The organism is Petralouisia sp. (assembly GCF_056822245.1).
The window spans coordinates 12519-30240 of the sequence record NZ_JBQIOP010000015.1; the positions used below are offsets into that span (position 1 = coordinate 12519).

Below are 17722 nucleotides of genomic sequence, written 5' to 3' on the forward strand. Positions count from 1 at the left end.
CGGGTATTGGTCTGCTTTAGACTTCCCCTTTATCCCAATTCCAGCATACGCTCCAGGGGCCTGTTGGCGCGAAGCCGCATTTCCTCTTCCATTTCTACGGTATTTGTCATGTGTTCCAGGGCGTATGCTATTTTTTCCAGTGTAATAAGCTTCATATCGGGGCAGCACTGGGACTCCCCTGCGGAATAAAATCGTTTGCCGGGATTCTTCGCTTTCAGCTCGTAAAGCACGCCCAGTTCTGTGCAGATGATAAATTCTTCTGCGCTGCTCTTTGCGGCATATTCAATAATTCCGGAGGTGCTTCCCACATAATCTGCCATGGCAGTGATCTCCCCGGTGCATTCCGGATGCACCAGAATCTCTGCCCCTGGATGGGCTTCTTTGGTCTTTGCGACGCTCCTTTGCGTAATGCTTTTATGTACATGACAGAATCCGTCGTTAAAAATAAAATGCTTCTCCGGCGCCTGGGCAGCCACATACCGTCCCAGATGTTCATCCGGGATAAAGAAAATATGCTGATTCGGCAGTGCTTTTACAATCTTAAGGGCATTGGATGAGGTGACGCACACATCGGAATAGGTTTTCAGCTCTGCGGTGGAATTGATATAGCAAACCACAGCCACGTCTTTATATTCCTTCCGCACCTGGTTGATTTTCTCTATATCCGCCATATGGGCCATGGGACAATCCGCTGTCTTATCCGGCATAATCACCGTTTTTTCCGGATTGAGGATCTTGGCGCTTTCTCCCATAAACGACACGCCGCAAAATACAATGGTCTTTGCCTCCACGGAAGTTGCAATTTTACTGAGATAAAAGGAGTCTCCCACATAGTCTGCAATTGCCTGTACTTCATCATTGACATAATAGTGAGCCAAAATTACTGCTTCTCGTTCCTGTTTCAGTTGATTGATTTTATCTAAAGTTGACATATCTGCTCCTGCTTTCTTTCCTGTGTTCTCCTGTCCCGGACAGAAGATTGTCTCAGGTATTCTTTTCTGCTTACTATCTCACAATATCGCCGTTCTGTCAATCCGCCAATTCACAAAACCTGTCTTTCAGGGAGCATTTCAGAGGTATACCCAATTGATTCAGCGTATGTTCCAGGGCTTCCATGGTTTCTGCCATATCTGCAGTATTGGCGTTGCTTCCCATATGTCCAATGCGGATCACCTGCCCTGCAAGGCTGTCAAAGGAACCTGCCAGCATAATATTGTATTCTTTTTTCATGATTTCCAGAATCCTTGATGCGGTTGTTCCCTCCGGCACATCAAATACTGTTACCGTATTGGAAAATCCCTGTTCCAGATGAAGTTTTAATCCTGCTTCTTTTAATGCCTGTCTGCAGGCGTTTCCAATCTTTGCATGGCGATCCAGCATATTTTTATCATGTTCAATATTGTCAATTGCCTGCCGCAGCCCGTAAATATCGCTGATTGGCATGGTATAGGGAAACCATTTCGCTTCATAATACCCTTCAAAAACTTTCAGATTGGCATAAAAAGACGCAATCTTTGTCGTTCTCTCTGCCATAGCCTTCTTCGCTTTTTCACTGACAGTTACAAAAGTCAGTCCCGGAGGCGCGGAAACGGCTTTCTGGGAACCGCCGCAGACCACATCAATACCGGCCCGGTCCACATCCAGTTCTTCTCCAAACATGGAAGAAACTGCGTCCACCACCGTAAGAATCCCATAACGTTTCAACACAGGACATAGCCTGTGGACGTCATTCAGCATACCGCTGGGCGTATCGCAATGCACCAGCGTGGCATATTTATAATCGTGACTGTCCTTTAAAAATTCTTCCAGTGCATGAGGGTCAATGGGATTTTTATCATCCACTGTGTACAATTCTGGTTTTCCGCCGTACATGGATACAAAATCTGCAAATCCCTTCCCAAAGATTCCGTTATCCAGTACCAACACCCGGTCGCCCGGCTCTGTCAGGGAAGCGCAGGCGGCTTCCAGCCCCAGTATCCCTTCTCCGCCCAGAATCAGCGTTTCATTTTCTGTATGGAGCAGCCGGCTGATCTGTTGGCAGGTTTCTTTGTAAAACTCTGCAAAATTTTCATCCAAATCCGGATTTGTGCATTCTCTGGCTCTTGCCAGACGGATATTTTCTCTGACCTGGGTTGGCCCGGGCGTCATTATCTTATACATAAGCTACCTTCTTTCTATTGTTTATGTTTTCGAGTATAACTCTCTGCCTGGCATTTTCATATACCCAGTTTTTTCATTTTTCTTAATACCAGAAAATGTCAGAATTACTGCTTTCTGTTTCCAGACTGTGCAGTAATTCTGACATTTTTATTTTTTATTTCTTTACAGTCACGGTGATGGTTACTTTCTTTTTGCCCGATTTCACAGTAATCTTTGCTTTTCCTGGTGAAGTGAACAAACCGCACAGGGAGATTTTTTCTCTTAAAACAGACAGCAAAACAGCCTGCGAAACCGCAGGCTGCAAGCTATTACTATTCTTTTACAAACACATCTTTTCCTAATCCGCACAGGGGACATACCCAGTCCTCCGGCAAATCTTCAAATGCTGTTCCGGGAGCAATTCCGTTATCCGGATCGCCGGCTTCCGGATCATATACATATCCGCAGGGTTCGCAAACATACTTATCCATCATTCCACCTCCTTCTCAAAATGATATTCACCTCTATATATTACCATATAATATGAAAAATATACACTGTCAATTGGAAGGTTTTTCTAAAAAACTACGGTAAAACATGGGATTTCTCCTGTGTAAAATTCTGCGATATCTAACTGCCGGGATAATATATGGAAAGTCATCCGCATTTTTCAGCAAGAATCTCCGTCAGTGCACTGCCGCTGCTGGTATGGCACCGGACAATGTCCGCCTGGACTCTCTGGGCCTCGGCCACGGCGCAGCGGACCATTTTATGAGACACCGTATTGGTAAAAAGCACTACCAGATCCGGGCTTCCGATTTTTTCTTTCAGATTACAGGACATCTGCGTAAACACTTTAGCTTTGCACTGATACTCCTTACATATCTTTTTATACTGGCAAGCCATACGATCGTGGCCGCCGATAATTACAATGCTCATTTTATCTCCTCCTATTCTGATTCTAAAGGCTGGCCCCACAAACAATTCCTATTTTATCTTGCCCCTGCCAGCCTTTTTGCTTTCAGGCCGCCGGCCTCCCGGGAAGGGCAAAACAGCAGATAAATAAATCCGGTAAGCAGAAGCAATGCCGCCGCTGTTCCGATCCCGAAGGTTCCCAGGGTAACCCATGTTCCAATCTGGTAAATGCAAAGCGCCGCAGCATACGCCAGAACACACTGGTATCCAATGGCAAACCAGAACCACCGGTGATTGTTCATTTCCCGCCTGATGGCTCCCATTGCGGCAAAACAGGGCGCGCACAGCAGATTAAATACCAGAAAAGAGTACGCTGCAGCCGCCGTCATGGAAGAAGCCAGCAGCCCCCAAATCTCCGCTCCGTCCTCTGCCACCTCAGCATATCCAAAAATAACGCCGAACGTCCCTATCACATTTTCTTTGGCAACTAATCCTGTAATTGCCGCAACCGCTGATTTCCAGTCGCCCCAGCCAAGAGGAATAAACAGCCACGCAAACGTATTTCCAATGGCCGCCAGAATACTGTTGTCCAGCTCCATCTGATCCAGCATCCGGAATTGTCCGTCCACCCAGCCGAAATATGTGGTGAACCACACAAAAATCGTAGACAGCAGGATAACCGTTCCTGCCTTCTTAATGAAAGACCAGCCCCGTTCCCACATACTTCTCAGCACATTTTGGGCAGTGGGCATATGGTATGCCGGCAGCTCCATCACAAAAGGCGCCGGTTCTCCCGCAAACATCCTTGTTTTCTTTAAAATAATTCCGGAACAAACCACTGCTGCAATTCCCACAAAAAAGGCGCTGAAGGATACCCACCAGGCATTTTTGAAAAATGCCCCTGCAATCAATGCGATAATGGGCAGCTTCGCCCCGCAGGGAATGAAGGTGGTAGTCATAATCGTCATTTTCCGGTCTCTGTCATTTTCAATGGTGCGGCTTGCCATAATCCCCGGCACGCCGCAGCCCGTTCCAATCAGCATCGGGATAAAAGATTTTCCTGAAAGGCCGAACTTGCGGAACATACGGTCCATGATAAACGCCACTCTTGCCATGTAGCCGCAAGCTTCCAGAAGCGCCAGAAACAAAAACAGCACCAGCATCTGCGGCACAAATCCCAGCACTGCGCCGACTCCGGCCACAATGCCGTCTACAATCAGCCCCTGCAGCCAGGATGCACAGCCAACGGCTTCCAATCCCCTTGAAAACAATTCCGGAATTGCAGGCACATGAATGCGTTCCAGTCCAAACAGATTCCATCCTTCGCCAAATATCCCGTCATTGACCCATCCAGTGGCCCAGTCTCCTACTGTTGTCACCGAGACATAATACACAAAAGCCATCACCGCCGCAAAAATCGGTAACGCCAGAATTCGGTTGGTTACAATCCGGTCAATTTTGTCTGAAACCGTTGCATTCCCTGTCCGCCCTCTGGCACAGCAGTCTTTGATCACCGAAGAAATATAAAGATATCTTTCATTGGCAATAATACTTTCCGCATCATCGTCCATTTCTTTTTCAAGGGCTTCTGCTTCGGCTGTTACATCCGGCGCATGTTTCATCTGCGCAGCGATTTTCTCGTCCCCCTCTAACAGCTTTAAGGCAAAAAATCTTCTCTGCTCCTCAGGAACTTCTTTTTCAAGTTTCTTTTCAATGGCGGTTAATGTTTCTTCTGTCTTTTTTGAAAACTGATGCATGGCTTTTACGAGCTCTTTTTTCCTGGCAAGTTCCACTGCCTGTTCGGCCGCTTCCTGCACGCCTTCCCCTTTCAGGGCCGAAATCTCTGTCACCGGACAGCCCAGCTTTTGGCTAAGTTCCCGGGTGTGTATTTTGATTCCGTTTTTAGCCGCCGCGTCCATCATATTAACTGCCATAACAACCGGAATTCCCAGCTCCATCAACTGGGTGGAAAGGTACAGGTTCCTCTCCAGATTGGTTCCGTCCACGATATTCAAAATTACATCCGGGTGTTCTTCCAGCAGGTAATTTCTGGCAACCACCTCTTCCAGTGTATAAGGAGACAGAGAGTAAATTCCCGGCAAATCCGTGATAATCACATCTTTGCGCCCTTTTAACCTTCCTTCCTTTTTTTCGACTGTAACTCCAGGCCAGTTTCCCACAAACTGATTGGAACCCGTCAGCCCATTGAACAATGTTGTTTTTCCGCAGTTTGGATTTCCTGCTAACGCAATTTTTACTGACATTTCACAACTCCTATCCGCCTTTCGGCAAGTTTCTCAGTGCTTACTTTTATTAGTTTTAACTAACTTACAGGTAAAAAAATTAAATTACTTCAATCATTTCCGCATCTGCTTTCCGCAGAGACAGTTCATACCCCCGCACGGTTACTTCCATCGGATCGCCAAGGGGCGCCACTTTCCTTACAAATACATCTATGCCCTTCGTAATCCCCATGTCCATGATCCGGCGCTTCACCGGCCCTTCGCCGTGCAGCTTTGCCACCTTTACCGTTTCCCCGCAGGCAATCTGCTTTAATGTTTTCATTCCGTTTCCTCCCTTAAATCATAATTTTACTGGCCATATCCCTGTTTATGGCAACCCGTGACTCTTTCACATTCACAATCATGCTGCCACTGATTTCAGACACCACAGTGACCTGCCCTCCGGTTACAAATCCCAGATTTTCCAGAAATCTCCTGGTCTCTCCTGTCCCGCCAACTTTTTTAATAATATTGGTTTCTCCTGTTCCTGCCATGGTCAACGGCATCCCAATCACCCTTTCTTACTTATATTATTGATAATGGTTCTCATTTATTTTCATTAGTTAGTATATACTAACTTAAGTCCGCTGTCAATAACTATTTGGAAATTTTTTTCAAAGGACTGCTGCATGGCAGAAACAAAAAGTATTTGCCATTTCCCCTTCTTTTCCGTATACTAAAGTAAGAAGAAAGGAATAGGTGGTCGCTGTGAAAACCAATGAATCTGCAGAAAATTATTTGGAAACTATTTTGATTCTGAGCCGGAAGCTGCCTGTCGTCCGCTCCGTTGACGTTTCTGAAGAACTGGGTTTTAAGAAATCCAGTGTCAGCGTAGCCATGAAAAACCTGCGGGAGAACGGGCATATCACTGTTTCAAAAGCAGGATATATTACCTTGACGGAATCCGGACGTGAAATTGCAGAAATGATTTATGAACGCCATAATGTTCTTTCCGGTTGGCTGAAACGTTTGGGCGTAGATGAAAAAATTGCGGCTAAAGACGCCTGCCGCATGGAGCATGTGATCAGCCGGGAAAGTTTCGCGGCCATAAAAAAAGCTGTGGAGCAGGATGCTGCATTATAACTGCGCATCCTGCTCCAATTTATTTTTTCGTTTTCACAGATTTTGCTTTGGACCATTTGGAATATATCCGAACCGTTCTGCCATCCACCTTTGCCGTCTGATACGTACGGATTCTGACGTAATATTTTTTGCCTGGCTTTTGCTTTGAGATTGTTTTCGAAGTGGTTTTTTTGTTCTTTACCGTGATTGTCCTGGTTGTTTTTTTCGAAAAGCGGCTGCTTGTGGAATACTGTATCTCATATCCTGCTGTCTGGACGGCCTGTTTTCTCCATCTAACCGTAAAACCTTTGGATTTCGCTTTCAATTTCGTCAAGCTGGTCTGCTCCGGCTCAATCAAAAAATTTTTTTCCAGGCTGCCGCTGTAATTGCCTCTGAAACGGACAATTACTTTTCCCTGTCCCACCTTAACATTATTCTGATAAGAAACCTGATACTGGCTTCTGTCCACAGTCCTGCCTGCCCGGTCAATAACCTTCAGCCCAGGCTCCCGGCTTCTTCCGCTATACACCATCTGCTCTGCTGAAAGCTTTACATCCTGAATCCGGTAAATGCTTTGCTGTTCTGAGACTTTGCCGCAGCTGCACTTTTTCATTCTGGCGCCGTCTTTCTCCAGAGTGGCTTTTTCAAATACCGGAACATATCTGTGAACGTGTACCGGAGGGGTACTCTCCGGCTTCTCTTCTTCCGGCAGAGTCACTGGCGGCGTTACCGATGGAGGTTCTTCCTCCGGGGTTACCGGAGGTTTCTCCCCTTCCGGGGGCGTTACCGGCGGGGTGATTTCCGGTTTCTCTTCCTCTGGCGGCGTTACCGGCGGGGTGATTTCCGGCTTTTCCTCCTCTGGCGGCGTTACCGGCGGAGTGATTTCCGGTTTCTCCTCCGGCGGCGTTACCGGCGGTTTCTCTTCCTCCGAAGGCTCCTCATAATCCTCTTCCCAACAGGGAATCCAGGCTCCCTCCCGGTAATTCAAACGATATCCGTTTTCGAGAGATTTTTCTGTGAGAACAAAATTCCCCCGCACTGCTTTGGCAGGATCTGCTTTTATATATTGTCTGCCCACATACATCACACCCGGAAACAAACGGTAATCTGTCTGAAACTTTGTGACTCCGGAAACTGTTCCCTGAATCTCCAGAGTTCCGGTTTTATTCAGAATCAGAAACCCCTGATCCTCTGACGGAGCGCTGACGCCTGTAAAATTACCGGCAATTACCGCATTTGCCGCTTTGGTTACATCCAGGCCGCCGCCGTTTTTTAAGACAACATTCTGCAAAGCTCCTGTCACTGTACCCAGACAGCCTCCCTGATCGATCACCAGGTTTCCCACCTGTTTCACAGATGCATCTTCCAGAATTCCCTGACGCAAAGTCAGCGTTGTATTCTCATTTCCAAGGTATGTCTTTGCTTTTGTGCCATACTGGCCGCCGGTAATCTCAATCTCTGCCTGGCTGTTTTCACTGACATCCACGCTGTCACGGACAATCACTTTCCCATCCAGCTTCAGCTGCGCGCTTCCCTGATAGGGAGATTTCCTGTCAGTTCCTTCCCCATGTCCCATATATATTCCCTGAAACATGGTTTTATCATTGGAATTTACCACGGTCAGGGAAGCATTTTTCCCATTTACCGTTCCGGTATATCCTCCCGCATATACAGTCGGCAGCAATTCCGCTTCTGTTCCTCCCAGATCCCCGAAAGAATTGTCGCCGCCGGCCAGATATGTTTTTACATTATCTATGGTCAGACTGTGGCCTGCCAGGAAAATTTCCCGATGAGGAACGCTTCCCAGCGCGTTGGACGACTCAAAAACCATTTCTATATTCCGGAACACAACGCTGTCTCCCTCCAACTGGACAGGAGCCCGGCAATTCAGCATCCCCCTGCTGGTTCCCTCTATGACAGTTCCGCCGGGGATCTTTACAGGAATCATGCGTTTATCTGTATCTGCCTGATTTCCAATAGTAATCAAGTCATCCACTATAATCGGGCTCTTTCTCTGGGCCAAAGCCGCCATAAATGCTTCAGGCGTTGTCACTGTAACGCCTGTCTGCGCGCTTTGAACCGGTATAGGAGTCCAAAGCCCCAGTGTCAGGACTGCCGCTGCCAGCAGCATGCACAATTTTCTTCTGATCCCTTCTCCCATTCTGTTCTCCTTTTTCCCTGATATCCTGGCCTTCTATGACTCCGGCGGTTAAATATCGCAGCAAACGAAGGTTTGGCAAGTAAGTTGCTGTGATATTTAACCGCCGGAGTCATAACTTTGCATAAGGGCAAAACTGCCGGATTGCCCCTTCACTTACAGACTATTTTTTTCAATGTATCATAGCCAATTATATTTTTCAAGCATATAATCTGAGAATTTCCAAAGTTCACAGAAAGTTCATTTTATTCCTCCGTTCTTTAACAGGCATTCTCAATATCCGGAAACCGCCGCATCGTCCCAATAGCGAGGCATACAAAAAACCTGATGAAAGTACTCTATGAAATCTCCAGTACAACAGCAAACAATCTATATTTCGATGCACAGGAATTGCCGGATTGCCCTTTGGCTAAGCAAACAGTTCATGGACGCTTTTAGTTCGCCGAAACGCCGCCCAGTTTGCGTGGCAAAGGGCAGTCCGGTAGTTCCGTCCGTATCCAAATATAAAACGTTCATTGTAGTACTGAAGTATGTTTGAAACATGCTTTCTGGCAGATGTGTTTTGAATTTGAGAATTTCCTATTTGTGAAATATCAATAAATGAAACCCGTCCTTCCCTGCAGCCTGAACGGGTTTCTCCTTTATCTGTCATATCTTTTCAAATTTATATGGTTACACAAGCTGTTTCCCGTACTGCTCTAAATAAGCGGCTGCCGCTTCTGGGGACAATCCAACCCGTTCCTGCAGCCTGTGCAAAATAGCTGCATTGTCCAAACCGAACTCCTGCCCCATTTCGATAATTTCTTCTGCTTTTCCCGATTCCCGTCCTTTACGAATCAACTTTTCTGATTCTGTCTCAATTACCGTTCCGCCCATAATATTCACCAGCCTTTCTTCGCTCTCATTTCCATTTGCAATGTGGGTGATGATGGTATTCACAAAACCCATTAAATCTACGATCTCATCATCCGCCAGTTCCCCTTTTTTATACAGTAAAACCATTTCATTTTTAAAATACTCCAAATCTTCTGCCGCATGCTCTATACCGGCTCCTGAAACAATATTCTTTTCATATCTGGCAATATAAAAAGGAATATATGGAAACAATCTTTTTTCAACAATGTATTCCTTTGTAAACTCCTCAAGAATCACATTTGCAGATTCATAATTCACGTTCTGCCCATCTGGAAATGTAAAAGTTATACTCGTTGTTTTAGGTGTTTTTTCCGTCCTTTTGATGTAAATAACCGAAAATTCCGGCATTGGAATAACTGCATGGCCAATATCCCATGCTGCAAACTGTCTGGCAACAATGAAGGCATATTCCGCAATTCTGATTGCCATGGAACCGTCATCATAACTCTGACATTCCAGAAGGTAAATTTCATTTTCAATTTTAATTACAAAGTCTGAAATCTGCTCCTCAATCTCTTTGCTTCCATCTGCAGTCTCGCTTTCGGTTAAATATCCCTCTGAAGGCAAAGTTTCTACTTTTGCATCCATGGAAAAATTTTTTCCAAACGCATCATTGATCACTGAGATAAATAATCGTTTGTGCTTACTTTACGTTGATATTTTCTATAGAAACTCTGCCGGAAACCTATGATATTCCGATATACACGTTTGCCGCAGGAACATCAATTTTGGAGAAACCAATGAAAATCTTAATTATCAAAGACGATGCCAGTTTAACGAAACTTCTCACCTACGGCCTGGAAGCATCTGCGCGTATCAGAAGCGTGGCCTGCCGGACTTTTGAGCGGGGAAGTTCTCCCTTGCTGGAATTCGGAGACATCCGGTTTTCGGAAAAAGACTCCAGGCTGATTCACTGGGACAACACCATTTCCTGTCATCTGAAAACCGCTGAATCCGTCAGCCTGGAGTAGTATCAAAGAACTGCCGGGGAACCAAAAGATCTGCTCTATCTGGAAATCAGTCAGGCTCCCTCCGCCCTTTCTTCCATCACGCTGTCAGAGCAGGAACGAGCTCTGATCCAAAATTATCAAAAAAATAAAAAACAAGCCATTTTAGCCAAAAGCAGACAGAATACCCTGATCCTTTCCAGGGAGGGGGACTGCCGCTGTCTCTGTGCTCCCCAGCGTATCCGACAGCTTATTATTATCCTTCTGGACAATGCCCTGTCTTATACGCCGGCAGGGCAGACCGTCTCTCTGCCCCTTTTCGGCCCATAAATCGACTGGGAACTGCTTCTGCCGCTTAAACAATCAGCTGATCCAATGCCTGGAACAATGCCTCCACATCAATGGGTTTTGCCAGATGCCCGTTCATCCCTGCCTTCAGGGCTTCCTTTTTGTCCTCTTCAAAGGCATTGGCTGTCATGGCCAGAATTGGAATCTTTGCCAGCTCCTGATTCTCAAGCTGACGGATCTCCCTGGTTGCTTCGTATCCGTTCATTACAGGCATCCGGACGTCCATCAGAACCACCTGATAATAGCCTGGTTCGGAGCATTTCAGCATATCTACCGCAACCTGCCCGTTTCCGGCAATATCTATGGTAAATCCTGCATCCCCTAAAATTACCTGGGCAATTTCCTGATTCAGTTCATTGTCCTCTGCCAGCAAAATACGTCCGGTATAATGTTTGTCTGCTCCGCCGGTTCCCTGCTGTCCGCCGGTTTCTTCCGTATCTACAATGGAATGCAGGCAGCTCCGCAGTTCAGACAGAAACAGCGGCTTACTGCAAAATGCCGTAATTCCGGCTTCTTTGGCTTCATCTTCAATCTCCAGCCAGTCGTAGGCGGTCAGAAGAATAATGGGCACCTGTTCCCCCATCTCCTTGCGGATTCTCCGGGTAACCTCGATTCCGTTCATATCCGGCAGCATCCAGTCAATCACATACACCGTATAAATATCATCCCGCATCACTGCCTGATGGGTACGCAGCAGCGCTTCTTTTCCTGACAGCGTCCATTCTGCCCGCATCCCGAACTGGCTCAGCATATAAGTTACGCTGTCGCAGGTGTTAAAATCATCATCTACCACAAGGGCTCTGCAGTCTTTCAGCTCCGGAATATCCTGAGTTTCTTTTTCCCCTTCATGGAGACGGAAGGTAAAGCCAAGAAGCACTTCCGTACCGACGCCCTGCTGACTTTTCACCTCAATGGCGCCGCCCATCATATCCACGATATTTTTGGTGATGGCCATTCCCAGGCCGGTGCCCTGAATCCCGCTGGTGGTACTGCACTGCTCCCGCTCAAAAGGTTCGAAAATATGGGATACAAATTCCTCGCTCATGCCGATTCCCGTATCCTTGATATTGAATTCATAATTGGCATATCCGTCAGGAGCCCCGGGCTTCTCTGTCACCCGCATACTGACAATACCGCCTGAGCCTGTGTATTTTACCGCGTTGCTCAAAAGATTCAAAAGCACCTGGTTTAACCGCAGCTTATCGCAGTAAATTTCTTCGTCCAGAACATCCACCGCGTCAATGTACAGCTCCAGTTGTTTTGCATGGATATCGGCCAGAAGTATATTCCGAAGCCCATGGAGAATATCCGGCAGGCGGCAGGGATTTTCATCCAGATGCATCTTGCCGCTTTCAATCCGGCTCATGTCCAGTACGTCATTTATAAGGCTCAGCAGATGATTTCCGGAGGTCTTAATCTTTTTCAGATATTCCTCCACCTGTTCCCTGTCCCCTAAATGGGAAAGGGCAAGGGCTGTGAATCCCACAATGGCGTTCATGGGCGTGCGGATATCATGGGACATATTGGAAAGAAAAATGCTCTTCGCCTTATTCGCCCGGTTTGCCTGCATCAAAGCATTCTCCAACAGGCTCTTTTTCTCCATCTCTCTGCGGGTTTCTTCATCCACACTGCGGAATCCCAGCACTACTCCCCGCTGACTGCTCCAATCTCCGATACGGACCACTTTCAGTTGGAAATACTTTATTACGCCGTCCCGGAACACACGGTAATTCCTGTGGCTTACCGTTCGGTCCGCCATCTCTTTTTTCAGATTCTCTCTTGCGGCAAACTCTTTTAATGCCTTTTTGTCCTCTTCATATACAGATTCCTGTATATAGCGTTCCATGCTTTCCTGGAATGATATTGTTTCATCCGTTCCGGGAACAAACGCGCTGCCTTTTTCTCCGTTATTGCGCAGAGGAACTGCCGTCTCTGTATCCAGATCCAGAAAGCAGACGATGCTGTAATCTATCCCCAATGCCTGAATCAATTCTGTATGGCGTCTTTCATTTTCCTTCTCTTCCAGCTTCTGCGCCGTACAGTCTAACAGGAACCTCTGGTAAAACTTCTCACCGTTTTCTTCTAACAGCTTGACATTTCCCATCACATGCCGTATTTCACCATCGTTATGCTTCGCCCGGTACTCTGTGCTGACGCTGTCTCCCACTTTTTCCAGAGAGCTGATGCAATTGCGCAGCTTCAGTTTGTCTTCTTCCACAACAGAGCCGGCAACCATGGCAAATCCATCGGCCAGAAGCTCTTCTTCCGACTGATATCCCAGAATCTCAAGGGCCGCCCGATTGATGCTGAACAGCTGTGTTCCGTCTAAGGAATGACGGATCACGCCGCAGTCAATGGTGGTGAAAATCTTCTCAAGTGTCTCATTCTTCCGGATAATTTCCCGCTCATAAGCCCGCTCCTGGGTAATGTCAATGGCTACGCCCACTGTTCCTACCACGCTGCCGTCCACATTATAGAGCGGAGATTTATAGGTGGTAAGAATCCGGGCGCCTGCCCCCGTCTGAATCAATTCTTCGGAAACGCAGGTCTGTTCTTTGCGCATAACCTCCTCTTCTGATTCAATGCAGGCCGGATCGTCATGTTCTACATCCCAGATATAAGCATGGCCGCGTCCCTCCACCTGCTGCCTGCTTTTATTCACTGCTTTGCAAAAACTGTCATTCACCTTCTTATGAATTCCGTTTTTGTCCTTAAACCAGATGAGATTGGGCACACCGTTGATCACAGCTTCAAAAAAATGACTGGTCTGCCAGAAATCCTTATCCCTTTTATACTCCTGCTGCCATCTGAGAAAACGGAATGCGGTTTCTTCTTCTGACATTGGGCAAATCCAGATATCTTTTATCTCTGCCAGATCCCCTTTCAGACACTCCACCTGTTCCTTATCCGCCAGCAAAATGATCTGGGCTTCGGCGCGTTTTGCCGAAATCAGTCCCCGGACACTGGCCGCGTCCAATGTCCGGAAATCTGCCAGAATCACATCTGCCTGTTCTGCCAGTGATTCCTCCGGATTCTCACTTTCCGAATATTCATGTGAAAAATGCTCCAGCGGCGGCATCTCTTTAATTTTATCAAATACGCTGCACTTTCGGCCCAATAAATAAAACTGTACATGACACTGATACATACTGTTTCTCCTTGTTATCCTTATTTATGCATGAGCAATATCTGTATTCTCTGAAATTTCTCTGTTGATGGTGCACAAATCTTCCACTGACAATCCATGAATATCCTCGTGTCCGGTAATCCGCGCAAAAGTCCTCAGTTCTTCTGCAGAGCATTTCAGGTAATTGGCCACTCTTTGGGCAGCGGCATCTTCCTGAAACCGCTTTCTCAGCTCTGGGTCCTGTGTTGCCATTCCCGCCGGGCACATTCCTGTTCCGCAAATGCGGTACTGCTGACATGCTGCCGCCACCATTGCCGCAGAAGCCACTGCCACTGCGTCCGCTCCCATGGCAATCGCTTTCGCAAAATCAGAAGAAACTCTGAGACCTCCGGTAATTACCAAATCAATCTCTGAATGGATGGAATCCAAATATTTCCTTGCCCGGGAAAGGGCAAACACCGTAGGCACGCTTGTGGAATCCCGGATGATAGCCGGAGACGCTCCTGTAGCCCCGCCCCTTCCGTCAATGGTGATAAAATCAGGTTCCGCAAACACGCAGTATTCCAAATCTTTTTCAATCCGCCCTGCGGCAATTTTAATTCCGATGGGCCTTCCTTCGCTGCGGGCGCGGAGTTCTGCCACCAGTTTTTTCAAATCTTCCTTTGTATCAATCCCCGGAAACTTAGAGGGACTGATGACATCCTCCCCCAAAGGCTTATTGCGGATTTGGGCGATTTCCGGGGTCACCTTGCTTCCGGGCAGATGCCCTCCCATGCCGGGCTTGGTGCCCTGCCCGATTTTGATTTCAATGGCGTCAGATGACTTTAAATTCTCATCTGTGACGCTGTACTGGTTGGGCACATATTCAAATATGTATTTATAGGCGGCCGCTTTTTCCTCCGGGAGAATTCCGCCTTCTCCGCTGCACATTGCGGTCTTTGCCATTGCGCTTCCTTTTGAGAGAGCGATTTTGCTTTCCCTGGAAAGAGCGCCGAAGGACATATGGGAAATATAAACCGGCAGTTCCAGTACCATGGGCTTTTTGGCATGTTTTCCAATCACAGTCTTAAGGGATATCTCCGCATGTTCTTCCAATGGGGGCGGATTTAACTGGGCGCCCAACACCAGAATATCATCCCAGTCCGGCATTTTCCTCAAGGTTCCCATAGCTTCAATCGCCGACTTCCCGGTTACCGCCATCTCATGGATCTCTTTCATATATCGGTAACTGCTGTCTGTCTTTCTTGTATCCCTGGGATAACTCAAATCTGTTTCTTCCGCAGGCTCCTCTGGCTCCGGCTCCTTCAAAGACATCCGCTCAAATTTTTCCGCCGGCTGTTTGCAGAGCGGGCACTCTTTCAGCTCTGCAAAAGCTCTGCCCTGTTCCTTCTCATCAAAAATGTAACCGCATACGCTGCATTTGTATACCATTTTTCTTCCTCCTTGCGATTCTTTTTCTGTTTTCCTGACACAGATAAAAATACTTCAAACCGTAACGCAATCCTATAAAAAATTGTATTTTATTTCCCTGCTTTTGTCAATTGAAAATACGATATCCGGGTATTTTGATTTAAACGCAATATTTACTTGAAAGCATGGAAAAAAGATGATATGATCAAAGAAAACTATATAATAAGGTAGCAAAGGAAACAGATGTATCATGCAAAGAACAACCATTAAAGATATCGCTGCTGCTGCAGGCGTCTCACACACTACCGTTTCATATGTACTGAACAAGAATCCAAATCAGAAAATTTCAGACAAAACCCGCAGAAAAGTAATTGAAACAGCAAGAAATCTGAATTATATCCCCAATGAGAACGCCCGTTCCCTGCGCAGCGACAGCACCCATTGTATCACCGTAGCTCTTGAGAAATCCATTACCCACACCAGGTTCAGCGGCATCCTCCAGGGAATCCGCGAGGAACTGGGCGCAGAGGGATACGGCCTTCTGCTGACCGGATTTCAGACCAGAGACAATATGAAAAACCCCTATTATCTTGACAGCGTACTGCAGCGGCGGGCAGACGGCATTATCTATATTTCCTCTGACGGCCTCTCTCCGGCCTGCAGCAAGAATATTGAAACCTACGGCCTGCCCTTTGTGGCATGTGACTGCTGCCCGGAGGAAGAAAGCCTGGCCAGCGTCAGCTTTGACTATGAAAAGGGCGCCTTTGAGGTGGCCTGCCGCCTGTTCGGGGAAGGAGCCAAAAGAATTCTGTACTGGCAGCCGGACGCGCCCACTTTCCAGGAAACCTACCGCATTGCCGGTCTGGAAAAAGCAAAGAAGCTGTACCCGGGAACCGCTATTGAAATCTGTAAAATGCCATGTATTCCGGACAACGCTTCCCCCCACGACCGCTACCCGCTGATTGATGACGTATGCAGACAGTCTCTGGTTCAGAATGTAATGCCCCATCTGGCCTCTTACGAAGAAGGAGACGCCGTGGTATGCAGCTGGGGCGTTATGGTCAAGCATCTCTGCATGGCCCTGTACCAGAGGAATGACAAACAGTTCAGGATCGCCCTTCTCTCAGACGCAGACATTCCTGTTATCCCCAATATCCGGGTGCTTACCAGCCGCCCGGGATTTATCCGGGGCGGAAGAGAAAGCGCCAAGCTGCTGCTGTCACAGCTCAGGGGAGAAGAGGTGAGCCTTCGGGTGGTACTGGCTCCGGACCCGCCTACTTATGTGGAATCATAAGCAGGCTTTCCTGCCTCCATTTTGAATCCAATGGAATCACGAATCAGAGACTGCCGGAAAATCGTAAATTTTCCGGCAGTCTCTTTAAAATAACAGCCTGATTTTCTTTTTTATTCTCCCTTACGCACTGACACGTAGAATTCTCCGCTTTCCTTCAGGCAGTGAACTGCCTCCTCCATCATACGTCCATAATGCATAAATGCGTGAAGCGCGCCGGGCACAACTTCCAGTTTTGCACGCACCCCATGGTTCTTTACGATTGCGTAAAGAGTCTGAGAATCCCCCAACAGCGGGTCTAAATCGCCGCAGCAGAGATACACCGCCGGAACTCCATGGGTCAGATCATTGTTCAGGGTGGAGAAATAGGGATTTTCCATATCTGCCATCCCTTCTTCCAGATAATTGCTGACATAATTCAGCATATCCGTCCTGCTCATACCGTCTAAAGCCGTTCCGTTCAGTCTCCAGGAACATCCGTCAAACAAGCCGTAGCTTCCATAATAGAGTAACAGAGCGCTGATATAATCATTGCCGCCGAAGGCATCCCGCAGATACAGATTGGCCCCCAGCGCAAGGTTGGCGCCGCCGGAATCGCCGGCAATGGCCATTTTGTCCGGAGAAATGTCATACTGCTCTGCATTCTCATGGAAATGGCGGATCACTGCCGCTGCTTCATACAGCGGTATGGGGAATTTTGCTTCCGGCGCCAGGTGATAGTCCACGCCAATCACCACACAGTCTCCGGATTCCATGATACTGCGCATCATCCGGTCATGGGTGTCGTTACTGCCCACCGTAAAGCCGCCTCCGTGAATAAACACCAGGGCATTTCTGTCCGGTTTTTCGTCCGGATAATATATCCGTACCGGAACCGGCCCGATGGGGCCTTCCACCTCTGTATTGACAACTTTGAAAGGCTCGGGCCCGCCCTCGTTCCAGAATTTACGTTCCTCAATATATTTTTCCCGAAGTTCCGTCCAGCTGCAGTTGGTGTCAAAAGCATCTTTGGAATGCTCCGCCTGATAGTCAATGACACGCTTCATTCCTTCTGAAAGCAGGGGATAAGGGTCCGGCTTATTGATTTCCATGTTCACTGAAAATTCCGGCATCTTAAATTCATACATA

15 protein-coding genes are annotated in these 17722 nt (G+C 47.4%); 3 read left to right on the forward strand and 12 right to left on the reverse strand.

What is annotated here, in order from left to right:
* Nucleotides 1-29: 29 nt before the first annotated feature.
* The 7 genes from nadA to ACTO17_RS07670 form a co-directional block, all read right to left on the reverse strand.
* On the reverse strand, nucleotides 30-932 hold the full coding sequence (nadA, locus tag ACTO17_RS07640) for a quinolinate synthase NadA (RefSeq protein WP_482557509.1): 903 nt from the start codon (nucleotides 930-932) through the stop codon (nucleotides 30-32).
* A gap of 97 nt (nucleotides 933-1029) precedes the next feature.
* Complete coding sequence (locus ACTO17_RS07645) at nucleotides 1030-2160, reverse strand: pyridoxal-phosphate-dependent aminotransferase family protein (protein WP_172537578.1); 1131 nt, start codon at nucleotides 2158-2160, stop codon at nucleotides 1030-1032.
* A gap of 311 nt (nucleotides 2161-2471) precedes the next feature.
* Complete coding sequence (rd, locus tag ACTO17_RS07650) at nucleotides 2472-2630, reverse strand: rubredoxin (RefSeq protein ID WP_172537582.1); 159 nt, start codon at nucleotides 2628-2630, stop codon at nucleotides 2472-2474.
* Nucleotides 2631-2796: 166 nt separating this feature from the next.
* Entirely contained in the window at nucleotides 2797-3078 is a 282-nt protein-coding gene (locus ACTO17_RS07655) for a DUF2325 domain-containing protein (RefSeq protein WP_482557510.1), read from the reverse strand.
* A 53-nt stretch (nucleotides 3079-3131) separates the two neighbouring features.
* Nucleotides 3132-5318, reverse strand: coding sequence for a ferrous iron transport protein B (gene feoB / locus ACTO17_RS07660; protein WP_482557511.1), 2187 nt, complete (start codon nucleotides 5316-5318; stop codon nucleotides 3132-3134).
* A gap of 79 nt (nucleotides 5319-5397) precedes the next feature.
* The gene (locus tag ACTO17_RS07665) at nucleotides 5398-5619 is read right to left on the reverse strand and encodes a FeoA family protein (protein ID WP_172537575.1); all 222 of its coding nucleotides are present in this window, start codon (nucleotides 5617-5619) and stop codon (nucleotides 5398-5400) included.
* Nucleotides 5620-5632: 13 nt separating this feature from the next.
* Nucleotides 5633-5842 carry a FeoA family protein gene (locus ACTO17_RS07670; protein ID WP_172537574.1) on the reverse strand — a complete coding sequence of 70 codons (210 nt, stop codon included), beginning with the start codon at nucleotides 5840-5842 and terminating at the stop codon, nucleotides 5633-5635.
* Nucleotides 5843-6044: 202 nt separating this feature from the next.
* Between ACTO17_RS07670 and ACTO17_RS07675 the strand changes: the two genes are divergently transcribed.
* On the forward strand, nucleotides 6045-6419 hold the full coding sequence (locus tag ACTO17_RS07675; RefSeq protein WP_172537573.1) for a metal-dependent transcriptional regulator: 375 nt from the start codon (nucleotides 6045-6047) through the stop codon (nucleotides 6417-6419).
* 19 nt (nucleotides 6420-6438) lie between these two features.
* Here ACTO17_RS07675 and ACTO17_RS07680 read toward each other — a convergent pair whose 3' ends face one another.
* Together ACTO17_RS07680 and ACTO17_RS07685 are read right to left on the reverse strand one after the other, a co-directional pair.
* Nucleotides 6439-8559: a fibronectin type III domain-containing protein gene (locus tag ACTO17_RS07680; RefSeq protein WP_482557512.1), complete on the reverse strand. Its 2121-nt coding sequence runs from the start codon at nucleotides 8557-8559 to the stop codon at nucleotides 6439-6441.
* Between the two features lie 669 nt (nucleotides 8560-9228).
* Nucleotides 9229-10059, reverse strand: a complete 831-nt coding sequence (locus ACTO17_RS07685; RefSeq protein ID WP_482557513.1) for an RpnC/YadD family protein — start codon at nucleotides 10057-10059, stop codon at nucleotides 9229-9231.
* 152 nt (nucleotides 10060-10211) lie between these two features.
* Between ACTO17_RS07685 and ACTO17_RS07690 the strand changes: the two genes are divergently transcribed.
* A complete protein-coding gene (locus ACTO17_RS07690) occupies nucleotides 10212-10442 on the forward strand; it encodes a hypothetical protein (RefSeq protein WP_482557514.1) in 231 nt (76 codons plus the stop codon).
* A 331-nt stretch (nucleotides 10443-10773) separates the two neighbouring features.
* Here ACTO17_RS07690 and ACTO17_RS07695 read toward each other — a convergent pair whose 3' ends face one another.
* The gene (locus tag ACTO17_RS07695; protein ID WP_482557515.1) at nucleotides 10774-13914 is read right to left on the reverse strand and encodes a hybrid sensor histidine kinase/response regulator; all 3141 of its coding nucleotides are present in this window, start codon (nucleotides 13912-13914) and stop codon (nucleotides 10774-10776) included.
* 24 nt (nucleotides 13915-13938) lie between these two features.
* Nucleotides 13939-15324: a glutamate synthase-related protein gene (locus tag ACTO17_RS07700; protein WP_482557516.1), complete on the reverse strand. Its 1386-nt coding sequence runs from the start codon at nucleotides 15322-15324 to the stop codon at nucleotides 13939-13941.
* Nucleotides 15325-15553: 229 nt separating this feature from the next.
* Here ACTO17_RS07700 and ACTO17_RS07705 point away from each other — a divergent pair, with 229 nt between their 5' ends.
* On the forward strand, nucleotides 15554-16597 hold the full coding sequence (locus ACTO17_RS07705; protein WP_482557517.1) for a LacI family DNA-binding transcriptional regulator: 1044 nt from the start codon (nucleotides 15554-15556) through the stop codon (nucleotides 16595-16597).
* Nucleotides 16598-16707: 110 nt separating this feature from the next.
* On the opposite strand, the gene aes is transcribed toward ACTO17_RS07705, so the two are convergent.
* Entirely contained in the window at nucleotides 16708-17721 is a 1014-nt protein-coding gene (gene aes / locus ACTO17_RS07710) for an acetyl esterase (protein WP_172535275.1), read from the reverse strand.
* Nucleotide 17722 lies beyond the last annotated feature (1 nt).